Genomic DNA, 17719 nt, shown 5'->3' on the forward strand with positions numbered 1-17719 from the left:
CGGCCGGCAGTCTTCCGATATTCTGCCTTAATATGTCGGAAAACAGCCACCACGGGCTGGCCACAACCTCGTTGACGCTCCCGCCGGGAGCGCGGATCGAACGCCACCGCCATCCGTCGCACCAGATCGTCTATCCGTCCGCAGGGGCGGTCTCAGTCACCACTCACGCGGGAACCTGGATTACGCCGGTAAATCGGGCAATCTGGATACCGGCGGGCTGTTGGCACCAACACAAGTTCCACGGCCACACGCAATTTCACGGCGTAGCGCTGGATCCGCAGCGCTATCGCGGCGGCCCGGCAACCCCGACGGTGCTCGCGGTCAATCCGTTGATGCGCGAACTCATCATCGCGTGTTCGCAGGCCGACCGAACCGACACCGACGAGCACCACCGGATGTTGGCCGTACTGCAGGATCAACTGCCAACAACGAGCATCCGCGAGCCACTGTGGGTTCCCTCACCAACCGATCGCCGGTTGCGGCACGCGTGCGCGTTGATCGCCGACAACCTGACCCAGCCCTTGACGCTGCAGCAGATCGGCGGCCGGATCGGTGTCAGCCAGCGCACGCTGAGCCGTCTGTTCAGCGACGAGCTGGGTATGACGTTCCCGCAATGGCGCACCCAGCTGCGCCTGCAACATGCGCTCGTGTTGCTCGCCGAGCGCCACGACGTCACGTCCGTGGCGTCCGAATGCGGTTGGGCCACACCAAGCGCGTTCATTGACACCTACCGACAAGCCTTCGGACACACTCCCGGCCAAGCCGCTAAGCCAATGGCGGCGACCCGCCTCACCCGGCTCCGCCGCGCTCGCGATCGCCGCTAAGCGACCGGCTCCAGCACTTCGACACCCACGAACGGAACCAGTGCGTCCGGGACTCTAACGCTGCCGTCGGGCCGCTGGTGGTTCTCCAGGATCGCAACCAGCCACCGGGTGGTGGCCAGCGTTCCGTTGAGGGTGGCCGCGATCTGCGGCTTGCCGCTGGCATCCCGGTAGCGGGTCGCCAACCGGCGCGCCTGAAAGGTGGTGCAGTTCGACGTCGACGTCAGCTCGCGATAGGCCCCCTGCGTCGGAATCCACGCCTCGCAGTCGAACTTGCGGGCGGCCGACGAGCCGAGATCACCCGCGGCCACGTCGATGACCCGATACGGCACCTCGATGCGTGCCAGCATCTGGCGCTGCCAGCCCAGCAGCCGCTCATGTTCGTGCTCCGCGTCGGCCGGTGTGCAGTAGACGAAGCCCTCGACTTTGTCGAACTGGTGCACCCGGATGATGCCGCGCGTGTCCTTGCCATGGCTGCCGGCCTCACGTCGGAAACACGACGACCAGCCCGCATACCGCAGCGGCCCGCGGGAAAGGTCCAGAATCTCGCCGGAGTGATACCCCGCCAGCGGTACCTCGGAGGTGCCCACCAGGTAGAGGCCGTCGCCCTCTACCCGGTACACCTCCTCGGCGTGGGCGCCTAGAAATCCCGTGCCTACCATCACTTCCGGGCGCACCAGCACCGGCGGGATCGTAGGGACAAAGCCGTTGTCGACGGCTAGCTTCAGCGCCAGCTGCAGCAATCCAAGCTGCAGTAGGGCACCCCGACCGGTCAGGAAGTAGAACCGTGAACCCGACACCTTGGCGCCGCGCTGCATGTCGATCAGGCCCAGCGACTCGCCGAGCTCCAGGTGGTCCTTGGGGTTCTCGAGGTAGCTGGGCTCGCCGACGACGTCGAGCACCGCGTAGTCGTCCTCCCCGCCGGCGGGTACCCCGTCCACGATGACATTCGAGATCGCCAGGTGCGCCGCGGTGAACGCCGCCTCCGCTTCGACCTCGTCGGCCTCAGCGGCTTTGACCTGCTCGGCGAGTTCCTTCGCGCGCCGCAGCAGCGGCGGGCGCTCTTCGGGAGACGCGCCGCCCACGCTTTTGCTGGCGGCTTTCTGCTCGGCCCGTAACGAATCGGCGGTCGAGATCACGGCCCGGCGGGCGGCGTCGGCCGTCAGCAGGGCATCCACCAGCGCCGGGTCCTCGCCGCGGCTGAGTTGTGAGCGGCGTACCGCGTCGGGGTTTTCACGAAGCAGCTTCAGGTCGATCACGGCCGCAAGACTACTTTTGACGCCCAGTCAGGGTGGCGGCAGAGGACCATCCACCCGCGATGAAGCGATCCCGCAAGCTGACAACTGCAACATTGGTCATGCGGCCCCGCCGACCCTGTCAGAATGGAGCGGATGTTGGACGCGCCCGAGCAGGACCCCGTCGATCCCGGCGACCCGGCCAGCCCCCCGCACGGGGAGGCGGAACAGCCGCTGCCCGGGCCTCGGTGGCCACGCGCCCTGCGCGCGTCGGCGACCCGGCGAGCGCTACTCCTCACCGCTTTGGGTGGCCTGCTGATTGCCGGGCTGGTCACCGCGATTCCCGCCGTCGGCCGCGCGCCGGAGCGGCTGGCCGGCTACATCGCCAGCAATCCGGTGCCCAGCACTGGCGCCAAGATCAACGCTTCGTTCAACCGCGTCGCCACTGGTGACTGCTTGATGTGGCCGGCCGGCACGCCGGAGTTTGCCGCCATCGTCAGCTGTGCCGACGAGCACCGGTTCGAAGTCGCCGAGTCCATTGACATGCGGACATTCCCCGGCATGGAGTACGGGCAAAACGCTGCTCCCCCGTCGCCCGCCCGCATTCAGCAGATCAGCGAGGAGCAGTGCGAAGCTGCTGTGCGCCGCTACCTCGGCACGAAGTTCGATCCCAACAGCAAGTTCACCATCAGCATGCTGTGGCCCGGCGACCGGGCGTGGCGGCAGGCCGGTGAGCGCCGCATGCTCTGTGGCTTGCAGTCGCCCGGTCCGAACAACCAGCAGCTCGCCTTCAAGGGCAAGGTCGCCGACATCGACCAGTCCAAGGTCTGGCCGGCCGGTACCTGCCTGGGCATCGATGCCACCACCAACCAGCCGATCGACGTGCCGGTGGACTGCGCGGCACCGCACGCGATGGAGGTCTCCGGCACGGTCAACCTGGCCGAGAGGTTTCCCGACGCGCTGCCGAGCGAACCCGAGCAGGACGGGTTCATCAAGGACGCGTGCACCCGGATGACGGACGCCTACCTCGCACCCCTCAAGTTGCGCACCACCACCCTGACGCTGATCTACCCCACGCTGACGCTGCCCAGCTGGTCGGCGGGTAGCCGCGAGGTCGCATGCAGTATCGGCGCGACCCTGGGCAACGGGGGGTGGGCAACCCTGGTGAACAGCGCTAAGGGGGCGCTGCTGATCAACGGCCAGCCGCCGGTACCCCCACCCGACATTCCCGAGGAGCGGCTCAACCTGCCGCCGATTCCGCTTCAGCTGCCAACGCCTCGGCCCGCCCCCCCGGCTCAGCAGCTGCCAAGTACCCCACCAGGCACTCAGCACCTCCCTGCCCAACAGCCAGTGGTTACGCCCACCCGGCCACCCGAATCGCATGCGCCAGCGTCGGCAGCACCGGCCGAGACCCAGCCACCGCCACCAGACGCCGAAGCGCCGCCGGCGACCCAATCACCAGAGGCCACACCGCCTGGCCCCGCCGAGCCCGCACCGGCAGGCTAGCCGGGTGACAGTACGGATGGACCCGCAGCGGTTCGACGAACTGGTGTCCGACGCACTCGACCTCATTCCGCCCGAACTGGCGGACGCCATGGACAACGTCGTCGTGTTAGTCGCCAATCGCCACCCCCAGCACGAAAATCTGCTCGGCCAGTACGAAGGGGTCGCGTTAACCGAGCGCGGCTCCGACTACGCCGGATCGCTGCCTGATGCCATCACGATCTACCGCGACGCGCTGCTGGACGCCTGCGACTCTGAGGATGAGGTCGTCGACCAGGTCGCCATCACGGTGATCCATGAGGTCGCCCATCACTTCGGCATCGACGACGAGCGCTTGGACCAGCTGGGCTGGGCGTGACGAACCAGCGCCCGGGCGCGGCAACCCGGATTTGTCGGCACCCGATGCTATGAACGGCCCATGAGCACGGACTGCCGCGACTGCCGGGCGGGCTTGGATCACTGCCACGGCACCGTCATTCGTCATCCCTTGGCACGGCCGGAATGCACCGAGCCGGACTGTGTCAGCCCCGAGCTGCAACCCCATATCTTCGTCCTAGACTGCAATGCCGTCAGCTGCGAATGCACTGAATCGGCCACGGCGCCCGGGTCCTTCAGATCAGCCCATCGGGTCGGTGCTTGACGTCACCGCGTGTGTGACCGGGCTGGCTGTGGGTTCAGCGGGGTCCGGACAAAACGGCGGCTTCCGGAGGCCCCACTGCACACAACTCCATCGCCCATCGGTTATCGGGGCCAGCACCACCGACTCGACGTTTTCCAAGTGGTTGTCCAACACAAAGTTGCCGTCCACCCCGGCAAGCACCGCGGCGGCCAGCCGGATCGCCGCGCTGTGGCTCACGACGACGATGTCGCCGTCCCAGTCACCGTCGTCGAGGTAACGCATGCGCAGGTCGGCGAGCACCGGCAGATAACGATCCAGGACGTCGTTGGCGGTCTCGCCACCGGGCAGCGGCACATCCAACTCCCCGCGATGCCAGCGGCTGTAGGTGGCGTTGAACTCGGCGACCGCCTCCTCGTCGTTGCGGTTTTCCAGCTCCCCTACCTGTACCTCGTGAATGCCGGCAACCTCGTGGGCCACCATGTCGAGTTCGGCAGCGACCACCGCGGCCGTCTGGTAGGCCCGGATAGCCACCGAGTGTGCGAGCAGTGCCGGCCGGCGACAACCGCTGCGCGCGAACGCCCTGGCCTGATCACGACCCAGCGGTGTCAGCGCCGTTCCCGGCGGCAGGGTATCCAACCTGCGCTCGACGTTGCCATAGGACTGGCCGTGCCGCAGCAGCACCAAACGACCGCTCATGCTTGCGCCCCCTGGTCGTCCGGGCGAACCAGGGTCTGCTCGGTTTTGCCCGCCCGGAGCCGCGCTAACCAGCGTGATGCCTCGTCTACCAGGGGCGGCTGCGCCCCTGCCGCTGGCCCCGTCGGCCAGGACCCCAGGTATCGCACATCAGCACAACGTCGGTGCACCGCCTTGAGTGCCTCGGCGACGGCCTCGTCGTCGATGTGGCCGACGCAATCCACGAAGAACAGATAGGTGCCAAGTTCGGTACGGGTGGGCCGGGATTCAATCCGAGTGAGATCGATGCCGCGGATGCCGAACTCGGCCAGCGCAGCTACCAGCGCACCGGGCTGGTTGTCGATGCGCAGCACTGCAGACGTGCGATCGGCTCCGGTGCGCGCCGGAGGCGGCCCGGGCCGACCAACCAGGACGAAGCGGGTGCGGGCATTGGATTCGTCAACGACACCGTCGGCCAGGGCCGCCAATCCCCAGCGAGCGGCCGCCAGCGGCGAGGTCACCGCGGCGTCAACCAAGCCGTCAGCCACCTGCCGGGCCGCGTCCGCGTTGGAATAAGCCGGCCGCAGGTCGGCGGCGGGAAGATGGGCCGCCAACCACTGCCGCACCTGTGCAGCCGCCACCGGAAAGGCCGCCAGGGTCCGCACGTCCGCGGCGTTGCGCCCGGGTTTGACCACGATGCTGAACGTCACGTCCAGCGTTGTCTCGGCGAACACCTGCAGGCGCACACCGATGGCCAGGCTATCCAAAGTAGGCAGCACGGAACCGTCGATCGAGTTCTCGATCGGCACGCACGCATAATCCGCACCGCCGTCGCGGACCGCAGCCAGTGCTGCGGGCGCGCTCTCGACCGGCATCCGCTGCAGTGCATCGGGCCCGGTCTCGGGAACTAGGCCGGCGGCCACCATCCGGACCAGGGCTGCCTCGGTGAATGTCCCTTCCGGACCGAGGTAAGCGATACGCACCACGCTCACAACCCTAACGACGCAAAGCCGACCGCCAACTCTTGCGACCAGACCGTGCATTAGTTAACTTAGGCTTACCTAAACACAGGAGGTCGTAGATGCCGCCGCTCACCAGTCTCGCGCCGACTACTGCCGAGCGAATTCGCAGCGCCTGCGCGCGGGCCGGGGGCGCCTTGCTGGTGGTTGAGCGGGAGGATCCGGTCCCCGTGCCCATACACCATTTGTTGTACGACGGGTCCTTCGCCGTGGCGGTTCCGGTCGATCGTGGCGAGGTGTCCGGTTCGCAAGCGCTGCTGGAGTTGACTGACTATGCGCCGCTGCCGGTGCGTGAACCCGTCCGTTCGCTGGTGTGGATCCGCGGCTGCCTCCACCAGATCCCGCCCGCAGAGCTGGTTGAGACCCTGGACCTGATCGCCACCGATAATCCGAATCCGGCCCTGCTACAAGTCGAGACCCCGAGGTCCGGGCCGGCCGATGCGGCGGAGACCCGGTATACCATGCAGCGGCTGGAGATCGAATCCGTAGTGGTGACCGACGCCACCGGCGCCGAACCCGTTACCGTGGCGGACCTGCTCGCGGCCCGACCCGATCCGTTTTGTGAAATCGAATCAACCTTGCTCTGGCACCTAGCCACCGCCCATGACGATGTGGTCGCGCGGCTGGTATCCAGGCTGCCGGCACCGCTACGACGCGGACAGATCCGCCCCCTCGGTCTCGATCGGTACGGCGTCCGGTTTCGCATTGAAGCTCGCGACGGAGACCGCGACATCCGACTGCCGTTCCATAAGCCGGTGGACGACATGACCGGGCTAAGCCAGGCCATCCGGGTGCTCATGGGTTGCCCGTTCCGCAACGGGCTGCGCGCCCGCAGGTAGCAGGCACAGCCGCCGCTCGGCCGCGTTGGCCGGCTGCATCCAAAGGTTCAGCCACGTACGTTGTCTAGGTCCGGGGTTGGCATCCGACAACCCGACGACACTGATATCGATCCCGCGTGACTCTTATGTACCGATCCCTGGCCACGGCCGGGACAAAATCAGCGCCGCGTTCGCGCTGGGCGGGGGGCGGCTGCTGACCCAAACGGTCGAGTTGGCTACTGGCCTGCACCTGGATCACTATGCCGAGGTCGGATTCAGCGAGTTCGCCGACCTCGTCGACGCCTTCGGCGGGATCACCAGATGCCCGGCCAAGCCGATCAAACGATCCGTTGGCCGGCGTCGATCTACCGGCAGGCTGCCAAACACTTGACGGACGTGCAGCGCTGGGCTACGTCCGGACTCGGGCCACACCACGGGCCGATCTAGAGGGCTCCGACGTGCCGGTGCCAGCTGCCGCGTTCGAAACACAGCCCTAACGACACGCTGCCGAATATGACCCGTGTCGGAAATTAGGGCGACAAGAGTAATGCGGCTCAACATAGCCTTGCTTTACTTAGGCAAACCTGCCTTCAACCAGGAGGTTATTATCATCCTGTGGTAACTAGGAAAGCCTTTCCTGAGTAAGTATTGCCTTCGTTGCATACCGCCCTTTACCTGCGTTAATCTGCATTTTATGACAGAATACGAAGGGCCTAAGACAAAATTCCACGCATTAATGCAGGAACAGATTCATAACGAATTCACAGCGGCACAACAATATGTCGCGATCGCGGTTTATTTCGACAGCGAAGACCTGCCGCAGTTGGCGAAGCATTTTTACAGCCAAGCGGTCGAGGAACGAAACCATGCAATGATGCTCGTGCAACACCTGCTCGACCGCGACCTTCGTGTCGAAATTCCCGGCGTAGACACGGTGCGAAACCAGTTCGACAGACCCCGCGAGGCACTGGCGCTGGCGCTCGATCAGGAACGCACAGTCACCGACCAGGTCGGTCGGCTGACAGCGGTGGCCCGCGACGAGGGCGATTTCCTCGGCGAGCAGTTCATGCAGTGGTTCTTGCAGGAACAGATCGAAGAGGTGGCCTTGATGGCAACCCTGGTGCGGGTTGCCGATCGGGCCGGGGCCAACCTGTTCGAGCTGGAGAACTTCGTCGCACGTGAAGTGGATGTGGCGCCGGCCGCATCAGGCGCCCCGCACGCTGCCGGGGGCCGCCTCTAGATCCCTGGCGGGGATCAGCGAGTGGTCCCGTTCGCCCGCCCGTCTTCCAGCCAGGCCTTGGTGCGGCCGGGGTGGTGAGTACCAATCCAGGCCACCCCGACCTCCCGGCAAAAGTCGATGTCCTCGTACTCATCGACGTTCCAGCAGTACACCGCCCGGCCCTGAGCTGCCGAGCGGTCAACGAGTTGCGGATATTCCTTCAACGCAGGCAGTGAGGGTCCCACGGCGGTTGCCCCGACCGCCGTGGCCGCACTGCTGGTCAGGTATCGGGGGGTCTTGCCGAGCAACACCGTCGGCAGCAGCGGTGCAGCCCGCCGGATCCGCCAGACCGCGGCGGCCGAAAACGACATCACCACCGCACGGGATCGATCTGCGGAGGCGGGTGCGGCAATACCGAACCGGTGTAGCAGCGCCAGCAGCTTGTTTTCCACCAGCGAGCCATATCGGACGGGATGCTTGGTCTCGACGAAGATCTTCACCGGCCGGTGCCAGTCCAAAACCAGCGAAACAAGCGCGTCCAGGGTCAGCAGACTGGTGTCGCCGTGCGAACCGTCGGGGCGCCAGCTGTCGTGCCACGCGCCGTACTCCAGCTCGCGTAGCTGGGCCAGCGTCATCGTGCTGACCAAGCCGGCTCCCGTCGAGGTTCGGTCCAGGCGGCGGTCATGCACACAGACCAGATGCCCGTCCCGGGTCAACCGCACATCACATTCCACGCCGTCGGCGCCCTCTTTGAGCGCCAGGTCGTAGGCGGCAAGGGTATGCTCCGGCCGAGCCGCCGACGCACCACGGTGAGCAACCACAAAGGGATGTCCGGCGAGCACCTCGTCGGCCCATGTCATGTCCACTATGCTGCCGGTTCCTGCCCGTCCAACTCAACCGCAACAGAAGATGCCGGCGCGGAACGCCCGTCTGTGTTCACCACCACCCAGCGATGCGCTGGGCGCTCGACCGGCTTTTGCTCGAACCCCTCGAAGACCCGCGCAGCAGCGGCCACCGCGGCCGCCGCACACAGATACGCCAGCACCATCATGGTGGTGTTGTTGGCGATGCCCTGAGCGTCGGTGACCCAGCTGGTGGCGAACGCGAACATCGATATCGCGTTGCTGACGATCCACACGATCCACCACACCACGATCGGCCTGCGCAGCCGCGTGTAGCGGTCCTCGACGAGCGCCAACTCGATGACGTACAGCGGAGCCCACAGCAGATTGACCATCGGCAATAGGCAGCCGGCCCATAACTCACGGGCGGAACGCCGCTCCGGCAAGCCTTGATGCATAAACGCGGCGGCCCGACGGGCGACCAGCCACCGGACCAACAGGACAATGGTAGTGCCGGCCGCCGCAATCGCCGCCAAGCTGACCAAAACCCCCAGCCAGACCGAGGCGCTGGCCACCACCGAGTTCAACAATGTGTTTCGGTTGATGACCAGCAACACATACCGCACCACAAACACCACGACCGCGATGCTGAACACCAGCAGGCTCACCAACAGCGTGGTGCGCACCGCCGCCGGCGATGGCCCTGCTTTCGCCGAGGCCGGCACGGGAGCCTGGTCGACATGGTCGGTTAGACCCCACCGCGGTATCCCGGCGTAGCGGGGAGTAGGCCCACGTAACCGTGGGCCGTGCCGTGGCGGCGGTGCCGCCCCGGGTCGCACCGCTATCCACCGAAAACCTGGGGGAAGCCGCGGCGGTGTGCGCCGCGTGTCGGAGGCCGTCGGCACCCGCGGGCGCGCCGGTGTACGCCAGCGCGCCTCGGCCGGCATATCCGCCAACGGCGCCAGCAACGTCCCCCGACAGCGTGGACACCACACGCGTTGCCGCTCACGGACGTTCCAGCGAGTTCCGCACTGGGAGCACACTTGGATCACCAGACCAGCCTAGTGACTTCTCCGCCCCGCACCGGTACGGCATTGTCCGCGCCGTCAACAGGCGTTGAGGCAGGCTTCCGCGCTGGATTGGGCGCGCCCGGTCGCGGCACGTCCAGCACGACACAGCTACCTACGACTATCCACAGTTTCCACAGCTTTATCCACAGCGGTAAGAATCCGACGAATGGCGTTAACACCGGCTCCATCCGTCAGCCAGGCCCACAACTGTGGATAACAGCGCCCGTCAATGCGTTCTCATCGACAGCCTGGCAGGTACCCGAGCGAAATGGATTGTCGCACTAAGCATCCGCATCTGCCCCGGCTGCACCTAGCAGCCTGCCCGCCCGGGCCCGGCCTGCTCCTGCGATCGTCAAACCACACATTTCGCGGCGCTGCCGGCGCAGTATCCGGACGTCTTGTGGCGCTGCGAGGTACCAATTTTTCCCCACCATTCACCAGGAGTTATTATCGCGTGCACGACACTTCGTTGTGACTTACCTCACCGTCGTGAGGTGAGCATGCAGGTGAAAGGCGACTGATGGCCACACACTCGTACGGCCCAGGGTCTACAACGCCGCCGAACTCTGGCTCGCCGGAGTGGAACCACGCCTACGGCATTGCCGCTTTGCGGGCCGCCCTGATCGCTCTGGCGTTACTGGCGATTCTGGCCGTCATCGCTTTGGTTTGAGTCCCCGGCCACTCGGGTGGCACCGAGTCGGTCCGGACGCCCTGGTCAGAACCGGTTCTCGGATTTGGGTAACCCCCCTTGTGTCACTGCCGTTTCGGTGGTCACAGCACGGCAATTGTTGTGGGTGGCCTTTCATAGAACTGCGACATGGATTACCGCGGTCGTGAGGAAATCGTCGAGGCTGGTTGCACCCCCACGGAGCCAGCCAGAAATTCTGTAGATCAGAGTTGGCTTGACTATGAATCATGCTCTAGCACAAGGCAACTCGTGAGTGTGTTCAACACTACCGTCCTGTTCTGCGTTCCGGCACTCGAATAACCTCCCGTCCCACTCGAAATATTGCGCAGCCTAAGATAAATCAGCTTCATAGCCGAATCCTTGCCTGGCAAAAGGACCGCGGTTATTGATTAACTTGCGCAGCTCGATCGGATAGTCCAGGAATGGCACGAATTCCGGCTACGCATGCGCCCAGACAAAATTCCTTGAGCGCGAGCTCGGCGGCCTCCACGGTGACGGCGCCATGAATCCCGGCATCGACGAGACGCCCCGGGCTGTCTTGGATCGGCCGGCCCGAGGCGTCTTTGCGCCCGTCAAGGTCCACCCTGATAGCCAAATACGCCAGCTGGCGGCAACCACCCCGTTGTCTTCGATCCGCAGCCGTAAACCGTCGTTCGTCGGCGCCCTCGCCCAACGTGAACTGAGGGCGGAGAATCGGCCGGAATCTCGCCCTCAGTTCACGCTCGGCGCCGTTTGGCCTCACCCAGTCAATGTGATCTGTGCGGGCGGGCGTTGGCGCGTAGCGAACCCCAGTGGCGCCGGCCCGCCAAGCACGCCCCGGCGCGGCCAGCTCATCAGCGGCTACGCAAGCGCAACGGCGCCCGCGATGGGCTGTGGAAGAACCCGGAGGATCTCACCGAACACCAGAATGCCAAGCTGTCGCGCTCATCTACTCAAAGAAGGCTGGGCTTCCCCTCTTATCGTGGAGACATCGCCATGAGGAGGTTAGGCGATGGAGGCACGGCGGAAGTTCGATGCCCAGTTCAAGGAAGGCGCCGTCCGGATCGTTCGGGAGACCGGCAAACCGATCGCGCAGGTTGCTCGTGAGCTCGGGATCAGTGACGGCACCCTGGGTAGCTGGGTCAGGCAGGATGAGCGCGCCCGAGACGGTGGTGACGGGCGGCTTTGCGAGAGCGAACGCGAGGAACTCAAGCGGTTGCGTGCGGAGAATGCGGAGCTGGCGATGGAGCGCGATGTTCTCAAACGCTCGGTCGCCCTCTGGGTCAAGGAAGCGATGCATCGGTAGGCCTGGCCGCTGTAATCGCCACTCAGAGGGTAGAACACGGTATCCCGCACGCGGTGTCGTGCCGCGCGCTGGGCGTGTCGCAGGCATGGTTTTACAAGTGGTGCCATAGCGATGGTTCACCACGGCGTGCACGGCGAAAAGCGTTGGCGGCCACCATCGGGTATCTGTTCGCCAAGCACAAGCGGACCTACGGATCACCGCGGATTACCGCTGACCTACGGGATATGGGGTGGCGGGTGTCGGTGAACACCGTCGCGGCGCTGATGCGCGAGCAGGGTCTGGTAGCGCGGCGCAAACGCCGCCGGCACGGCACCACGAAACCGGACAAATCCGCGCGTAAGGCCCCCGATCTGCTGGGCCGAGACTTTTCCCCGCGCGACCACCCCAACCTCGCCTGGGTGGGCGATCTGACCGAAATCCCCACCGATGAGGGCAAACTGCACCTCGCCTCAGTAATTGACCTGCATTCGCGGCGGGTGCCCGGGTTCGCCATGGGGGTGCACCATGACGCCGCGCTGGCGCGGGCGGCGCTGTGCATGGCCATTGCGGTGCGCGGCGGGTCGGTGGCCGGGGTCATTTTCCACACCGACCAGGGCGGTGAATACACCGGCGAACTGTTCGCCAGCGCTTGCCGATCCGCTCGCGTCACCCAATCGATGGGGCGTACCGGGTCGGCTCTCGACAACGCGGCCGCGGAATCGTTCAACTCGACCCTGGAATGGGAATTGTTGCGCAACAACCACTTCCACACACGTGAAGAGGCACGTCACGCGGTCGCCGCCTGGATCGACGAGTATAACGTTGAACGTCGGCATTCCACGAACGGCATGCTCAGCCCCGTCGACTACGAACGCGCCTGTGGTCAACAACGGAGTGAGCAACCAGCCGGTGAACAGCACGCCCAGAAACGGGCGGCATGAACCCAGAAGGAGACGGCTTCGCCGCCGCTGTCCTGCCCGCCGAGCGCCGCGGCAGGCTACGGGGCCGCCCCTCCGGCCTCAAGGGTCGCTACCGCGATCGCTACGCGACGGGCCTACGGCCCGCCCTTGACCCCGGAGCCTCTACGGCCCCTTCCCGCACAGCGGCACGGGCAGGAGCAGCAGCCCTGCCCACCAGACCCGCCACGGCGCCCGGCTCCTATCAAGATCAAATCCCTACAAACAAGTCTCTACGGTTACAGGGGATTGCCTGGCCTACGGCACCTGTTTTCGGTCAAAGGCGAAGAGAGTAAGCAGGCACTGGACCGGTTGATCTTCTAGGCGCGGCCCCGAGTGAGCATATTTTGGTGGCTTGTATCTCTTGTAGTGCCGCTTTGACGGGGTGGTGGTCAGGTACGGTGGCCTCGGGAGAGGCTGGAGGGCTCGACGTTTGGGCTGAGTGTCTGGGCCCGTGAAAGAGATCGTCTGCTCCAGCTTTGTCTCCTGAACTGACCCGGTTTAGGGAATTGGTGGCCAGGTTGCGGAAGTGCGCAGCATCGACGTGTACCTGGGTGAGGCATCGAATCATCGACAAGCACCGGAGCCGCGCGTGAACTCCCGCCGCGTTGTGGTCGGGGATGATGTGGGAGACCGGCCGGCAGTGCTGTGTACGAAGGTTCTCCCACCGCAACGAGTTCACGCACGACGGTCGGCTGGGTGGGCCCTGGAATACGTGAACTCTTCATCAACACAACATGATTGACGATGAAGGGGAGAACCTCCATGCACATCAACGCTAACCCGTGACTGCCGAGAATCCAGGACGGAGCAGGCGGACGCTGGTCGGAATCGACGCGGCGATCACGGCCTGTCACCACATCGCGATCCGCGATGATGTCGGTGCGAGGTCGACTCGATTCAGTGTCGAACCCACGCTGGCCGGACTGCGCACCCTCACCGACAAGCTCAGCGGTTACGACGATATCGACGCCACCGTGGAACCGACCTCGATGACGTGGCTGCCGCTCACGATCGCTGTCGAGAATGCCGGTGACACCATGCACATGGCCGGCGCGCGGCATTGCGCCCGGCTGCGGGGTGCGATCGTGGGCAAGAGCAAGTCCGACGTCATCGACGCCGAGGTTCTCACCCGCGCCAGCGAGGTGTTCGACCTGACGCCGCTGACACTGCCGACGCCCGCGCAGTTGGCGTTACGTCGATCGATGATCCGACGTGCCGGCGCAGTGATTGACGCGAACCGGTCCTGGCGTCGGTTGATGTCGTTGGCGCGGTAGGCGTTCCCCGATGTGTGGACCGCGTTCGCCGGGTCGTTACCGACCGCGACAGCGGTGCTGGGGCGTTGGCCCGACATCCGCTTGCTGGCCGGCGCACCGACCCGCAACTGGCGGCGTTCTACCACCGGCTGATGACCACCCAGAGGCATTGCCACACCCAGGCCACCATCGCCGTAGCCCGCAAGCTGGCCGAACGCACCCGGGTGACGATCACCACCGGCCGCCCCTACCAGCTGCGCGACACCAACGGCGACCCTGTCACCGCCCGCGGCGCGAAAGAACTGATCGACGCCCACTACCACGTCGACACCAGGACCCACCCACACAACCGCGCCCACACTGACACCATGCAGAACTCGAAACCGGCACGCTGAACACCACTGTCGGCAGGGGATCCGGTTGCACACGCAACGGTCACTTGAGGCGATCGTCTCCATTCCTGGTTCCTTGCCGCCCTTTGTTGTCGGCGAGCAAGGAGTCAAAGTGGAGTCCCCGCAGCGTAGCGAGGAAAACCGACCTTGACGCCCGACGAGCGGCAACGAGAACCGGCAACGAGGAATGGTCTTCGACAAGCCCACCGTGAGTTGTCTATCGGTTTCTCATTTTCAGTGTCTTTTCAGAGTCGCGCAACACAATCCGATGCCCGTCGAGATCCGTCGCGACTACACACACCCAGCATCTCGACCATCGCGACTCCGGCCGACGACGGCTAACGAGCAGCTTCGCCCCACCCGCCCCCGCAGCAACAACACAACGGCACGGCAGCAGCTGATCACTGCCCAAAACACGCACCCACATCAGATGCAGAACCCCTTGACAACCAATAGGGAATCTCTTCACGAATGAGGGGCAGTTGGGGTTTGAATCCGCCGGTTTCCAGTAGGTATCTGTCGGCTTAGTTGGTGAGATTGCGAAAGCCGAGGGTCGATCCCCGGAGGTGCTCGACGCGGCCGCTGATCGCTTCGGTCGGCGGGTTGACCGTGGTCACTGTTTTGGGCGTCGATCCACTGCGGGAATTCCCACTACCACGTCCGGCCGGATCACCGGCGACTCGCGGTGCACGGCCCGCTCCAGCACCTCCTTGGTCAATTCGTTAGCCGTCCCCGCCAACTGCCCAGCCGTCGACTTCTTCTTGCCCACCCACCCCATAGACCTTCGCCACACAGCGCCTTCCGTCCACCCAACAGCGGTCCGATGACGGACCCCCGACGGGGACTTCAGCGACCAGGAACGCGCCCATAGACGTGGTATCAGCCTGGGGGCGTCCTGGTAGCCTATGCCGTCCGCCCTGGGGCATCGACCCCAAGGTCGTTGTTGCGACGCGAGCGGTCATGGAGCAGGGTTGACTTGTCAAGCTAGAGCCAGCCCATCGCGTGGGAGGCACCCGCGCGAAAAGAAACATCGGACGATCATTTCATCGAAGGAAGGAATGCCGTGGCCGAATACACCTTGCCAGACCTGGACTGGGACTACGGAGCACTGGAACCGCACATCTCGGGTCAGATCAACGAGCTTCACCACAGCAAGCACCACGCCACCTACGTAAAGGGCGCCAATGACGCCGTCGCCAAACTCGAAGAGGCGCGCGCCAAGGAAGATCACTCAGCGATCTTGCTGAACGAAAAGAATCTAGCTTTCAACCTCGCCGGCCACGTCAATCACACCATCTGGTGGAAGAACCTGTCGCCTAACGGTGGTGACAAGCCCACCGGCGAACTCGCCGCAGCCATCGCCGACGCGTTCGGTTCGTTCGACAAGTTCCGTGCGCAGTTCCACGCGGCCGCTACCACCGTGCAGGGGTCGGGCTGGGCGGCACTGGGCTGGGACACACTCGGCAACAAGCTGCTGATATTCCAGGTTTACGACCACCAGACGAACTTCCCGCTAGGCATTGTTCCGCTGCTGCTGCTCGACATGTGGGAACACGCCTTCTACCTGCAGTACAAGAACGTCAAAGTCGACTTTGCCAAGGCGTTTTGGAACGTCGTGAACTGGGCCGATGTGCAGTCACGGTATGCGGCCGCGACCTCGCAGACCAAGGGGTTGATATTCGGCTGACCCCGCTGCCGCAAGCGTCGGGCTCAGTATTCCGGAGTCGCGCATCGCCATCGCCCTTATCCTGGCCTTATATGGCTCTTCTGACACTTCCGTGGGTGAGTTTGTGTCCTGAGTAGGCGCACGTCGTTGTGGCTTAAGGTTTCTGGCTTGTCAAGGATCAGAAACACAAGGAGCCGACAACGACGTGCGCAATGTGAGGCTATTTCGTGCGCTGCTGGGTGTCGACAAGCGCACCGTGATTGAGGACATCGAATTCGAGGAGGATGACGCCGGAGACGGTGCGCGGGTGATCGCCCGGGTGCGGCCACGAAGTGCAGTGTTGCGCCGCTGTGGTCGCTGCGGTCGCAAGGCGTCCTGGTATGACCGCGGTGCGGGCCTGCGCCAATGGCGCAGTCTGGATTGGGGCACCGTCGAGGTGTTCTTGGAGGCCGAGGCGCCGCGGGTGAACTGCCCCACCCATGGGCCGACGGTGGTGGCGGTGCCGTGGGCGCGTCATCATGCCGGGCACACGTATGCTTTCGATGACACGGTGGCCTGGCTGGCGGTGGCGTGTTCGAAGACCGCGGTGTGCGAGTTGATGCGGATCGCCTGGCGCACCGTCGGGGCGATCGTGGCCCGGGTCTGGGCCGACACCGAAAAGCGCATTGACCGGTTCGCGAACTTGCGCCGCATCGGTATCGATGAGATCTCCTACAAGCGCCACCACCGGTACCTGACGGTGGTCGTCGATCACGACAGCGGCCGGTTGGTGTGGGCCGCCCCGGGCCACGACAAGGCCACCCTGGGCTTGTTCTTCGATGCCCTGGGCGCTGAGCGGGCCGCCCAGATTACTCACGTTTCGGCCGATGCCGCGGACTGGATCGCTGACGTGGTCACCGAGCGCTGCCCGGATGCGATTCAATGCGCCGATCCGTTTCATGTGGTGGCCTGGGCCACCGAGGCGCTCGACGTCGAGCGGCGCCGAGCCTGGAACGACGCACGGGCGATCGCGCGCACCGAACCCAAGTGGGGCCGGGGCCGGCCCGGTAAGAACGCCGCACCACGTCCGGGCCGCGAGCGGGCACGGCGGCTCAAGGGCGCCCGCTACGCGCTGTGGAAGAACCCCGAGGACCTCACCGAACGCCAAAGCGCCAAACTGGCCTGGATCGCCAAGACCGATCCCCGTCTGTATCGCGCCTACCTGCTCAAAGAGGGCCTGCGGCATGTGTTTTCGGTCAAGGGCGAGGAAGGTAAACAGGCCCTGGACCGGTGGATCTCCTGGGCCCAGCGTTGTCGCATCCCGGTATTCGTCGAGCTTGCCGCCCGCATCAAACGCCACCGGGTGGCCATCGACGCCGCCCTCGACCACGGCCTATCCCAAGGCCTGATCGAATCCACCAACACCAAGATCCGCCTACTGACCCGGATCGCGTTCGGATTCCGCTCACCACAAGCCCTCATCGCCCTAGCCATGCTCGCCCTCGCCGGCCACCGCCCCACCCTGCCAGGCCGACACAACCACCCACAGATCAGTCAGTAGAGCCCCTTATATTGCAGCTTTGTGAACACGGCCGCGGTGGCCGTGTCGAGTTGCAGGGCGCGTAAACCACGCGCATGCTTGGTTACTCGAGCTACCATTTATTTCGAGCTACCAGCGTGGTTAGGACGGAGGCGTCGCG

The 17719-nt window shown here is 64.9% G+C and carries 18 protein-coding genes and 3 pseudogenes; 15 read left to right on the forward strand and 6 right to left on the reverse strand.

Going from position 1 to position 17719, the window contains the following annotated elements:
* Nucleotides 1-32: 32 nt before the first annotated feature.
* Nucleotides 33-824, forward strand: coding sequence for an AraC family transcriptional regulator (locus MCAN_RS20260; RefSeq protein WP_014001990.1), 792 nt, complete (start codon nucleotides 33-35; stop codon nucleotides 822-824).
* Here MCAN_RS20260 and serS read toward each other — a convergent pair.
* Entirely contained in the window at nucleotides 821-2080 is a 1260-nt protein-coding gene (gene serS / locus MCAN_RS20265) for a serine--tRNA ligase (RefSeq protein WP_003420889.1), read from the reverse strand. The two genes, MCAN_RS20260 and serS, sit on opposite strands and share 4 nt — an antisense overlap.
* Nucleotides 2081-2212: 132 nt before the next feature.
* Here serS and MCAN_RS20270 point away from each other — a divergent pair, with 132 nt between their 5' ends.
* The 3 genes and pseudogenes from MCAN_RS20270 to MCAN_RS22060 all read left to right on the forward strand — a co-directional run bounded on the left by MCAN_RS20270 (nucleotide 2213) and on the right by MCAN_RS22060 (nucleotide 4199).
* On the forward strand, nucleotides 2213-3562 hold the full coding sequence (locus MCAN_RS20270; RefSeq protein WP_014001991.1) for a septum formation family protein: 1350 nt from the start codon (nucleotides 2213-2215) through the stop codon (nucleotides 3560-3562).
* Between the two features lie 4 nt (nucleotides 3563-3566).
* A pseudogene (locus MCAN_RS20275) lies at nucleotides 3567-3981 on the forward strand (metallopeptidase family protein).
* Entirely contained in the window at nucleotides 3978-4199 is a 222-nt protein-coding gene (locus tag MCAN_RS22060) for a hypothetical protein (RefSeq protein WP_003912385.1), read from the forward strand. The pseudogene MCAN_RS20275 and the gene MCAN_RS22060 overlap by 4 nt, the downstream one beginning before the upstream one ends.
* On the opposite strand, the gene MCAN_RS20280 is transcribed toward MCAN_RS22060, so the two are convergent.
* Both MCAN_RS20280 and pheA read right to left on the reverse strand, forming a co-directional pair.
* Nucleotides 4176-4874, reverse strand: coding sequence for a histidine phosphatase family protein (locus MCAN_RS20280; RefSeq protein WP_014001993.1), 699 nt, complete (start codon nucleotides 4872-4874; stop codon nucleotides 4176-4178). The genes MCAN_RS22060 and MCAN_RS20280 overlap by 24 nt on opposite strands.
* On the reverse strand, nucleotides 4871-5836 hold the full coding sequence (gene pheA, locus MCAN_RS20285) for a prephenate dehydratase (protein WP_014001994.1): 966 nt from the start codon (nucleotides 5834-5836) through the stop codon (nucleotides 4871-4873). Before pheA ends, MCAN_RS20280 begins: the two co-directional genes overlap by 4 nt.
* A gap of 95 nt (nucleotides 5837-5931) precedes the next feature.
* On the opposite strand from pheA, the gene MCAN_RS20290 reads away from it, so the two are divergent.
* The 3 genes and pseudogenes from MCAN_RS20290 (at nucleotide 5932) to bfrB (ending at nucleotide 7927) form a co-directional block, all read left to right on the forward strand.
* The gene (locus MCAN_RS20290) at nucleotides 5932-6708 is read left to right on the forward strand and encodes a DUF2470 domain-containing protein (RefSeq protein WP_003420910.1); all 777 of its coding nucleotides are present in this window, start codon (nucleotides 5932-5934) and stop codon (nucleotides 6706-6708) included.
* Nucleotides 6709-6778: 70 nt separating this feature from the next.
* Nucleotides 6779-7136, forward strand: a pseudogene (locus tag MCAN_RS20295) (LCP family protein); the annotation flags it as partial.
* A gap of 245 nt (nucleotides 7137-7381) precedes the next feature.
* Nucleotides 7382-7927: a ferritin BfrB gene (gene bfrB, locus MCAN_RS20300; protein WP_003420920.1), complete on the forward strand. Its 546-nt coding sequence runs from the start codon at nucleotides 7382-7384 to the stop codon at nucleotides 7925-7927.
* Between the two features lie 14 nt (nucleotides 7928-7941).
* On the opposite strand, the gene MCAN_RS20305 is transcribed toward bfrB, so the two are convergent.
* Entirely contained in the window at nucleotides 7942-8766 is an 825-nt protein-coding gene (locus MCAN_RS20305; RefSeq protein WP_003420924.1) for a glycerophosphodiester phosphodiesterase, read from the reverse strand.
* A 5-nt stretch (nucleotides 8767-8771) separates the two neighbouring features.
* Entirely contained in the window at nucleotides 8772-9800 is a 1029-nt protein-coding gene (locus tag MCAN_RS20310; protein WP_014001996.1) for a DUF4328 domain-containing protein, read from the reverse strand.
* Between the two features lie 538 nt (nucleotides 9801-10338).
* Here MCAN_RS20310 and MCAN_RS23025 point away from each other — a divergent pair.
* The 6 genes and pseudogenes from MCAN_RS23025 to MCAN_RS20330 all read left to right on the forward strand — a co-directional run bounded on the left by MCAN_RS23025 (nucleotide 10339) and on the right by MCAN_RS20330 (nucleotide 14377).
* Entirely contained in the window at nucleotides 10339-10488 is a 150-nt protein-coding gene (locus MCAN_RS23025) for a hypothetical protein (RefSeq protein ID WP_003420934.1), read from the forward strand.
* Between the two features lie 783 nt (nucleotides 10489-11271).
* A pseudogene (locus tag MCAN_RS24255) lies at nucleotides 11272-11427 on the forward strand (ISL3 family transposase); the annotation flags it as partial.
* A gap of 70 nt (nucleotides 11428-11497) precedes the next feature.
* The gene (locus tag MCAN_RS20315; RefSeq protein WP_015287736.1) at nucleotides 11498-11791 is read left to right on the forward strand and encodes a transposase; all 294 of its coding nucleotides are present in this window, start codon (nucleotides 11498-11500) and stop codon (nucleotides 11789-11791) included.
* A 14-nt stretch (nucleotides 11792-11805) separates the two neighbouring features.
* Nucleotides 11806-12711 (forward strand): IS3 family transposase, encoded by a 906-nt coding sequence (locus MCAN_RS20320; RefSeq protein WP_309509548.1) that lies wholly within the window; start codon nucleotides 11806-11808, stop codon nucleotides 12709-12711.
* 800 nt (nucleotides 12712-13511) lie between these two features.
* Nucleotides 13512-14003 carry an IS110 family transposase gene (locus MCAN_RS20325; protein WP_014001998.1) on the forward strand — a complete coding sequence of 164 codons (492 nt, stop codon included), beginning with the start codon at nucleotides 13512-13514 and terminating at the stop codon, nucleotides 14001-14003.
* 14 nt (nucleotides 14004-14017) lie between these two features.
* Nucleotides 14018-14377, forward strand: a complete 360-nt coding sequence (locus tag MCAN_RS20330) for a hypothetical protein (protein ID WP_003900767.1) — start codon at nucleotides 14018-14020, stop codon at nucleotides 14375-14377.
* Nucleotides 14378-14987: 610 nt separating this feature from the next.
* On the opposite strand, the gene MCAN_RS23030 is transcribed toward MCAN_RS20330, so the two are convergent.
* Nucleotides 14988-15152: a hypothetical protein gene (locus MCAN_RS23030; RefSeq protein WP_003399671.1), complete on the reverse strand. Its 165-nt coding sequence runs from the start codon at nucleotides 15150-15152 to the stop codon at nucleotides 14988-14990.
* 285 nt (nucleotides 15153-15437) lie between these two features.
* Here MCAN_RS23030 and MCAN_RS20340 point away from each other — a divergent pair, with 285 nt between their 5' ends.
* Complete coding sequence (locus MCAN_RS20340) at nucleotides 15438-16061, forward strand: superoxide dismutase (protein ID WP_003399735.1); 624 nt, start codon at nucleotides 15438-15440, stop codon at nucleotides 16059-16061.
* 184 nt (nucleotides 16062-16245) lie between these two features.
* Complete coding sequence (locus tag MCAN_RS20345) at nucleotides 16246-17580, forward strand: ISL3-like element IS1557 family transposase (RefSeq protein WP_014000151.1); 1335 nt, start codon at nucleotides 16246-16248, stop codon at nucleotides 17578-17580.
* The last annotated feature ends 139 nt before the right edge of the window (nucleotides 17581-17719 follow it).

Origin of the sequence: Mycobacterium canetti CIPT 140010059 (assembly GCF_000253375.1) — a bacterium.
Classification (GTDB): domain Bacteria; phylum Actinomycetota; class Actinomycetes; order Mycobacteriales; family Mycobacteriaceae; genus Mycobacterium; species Mycobacterium tuberculosis.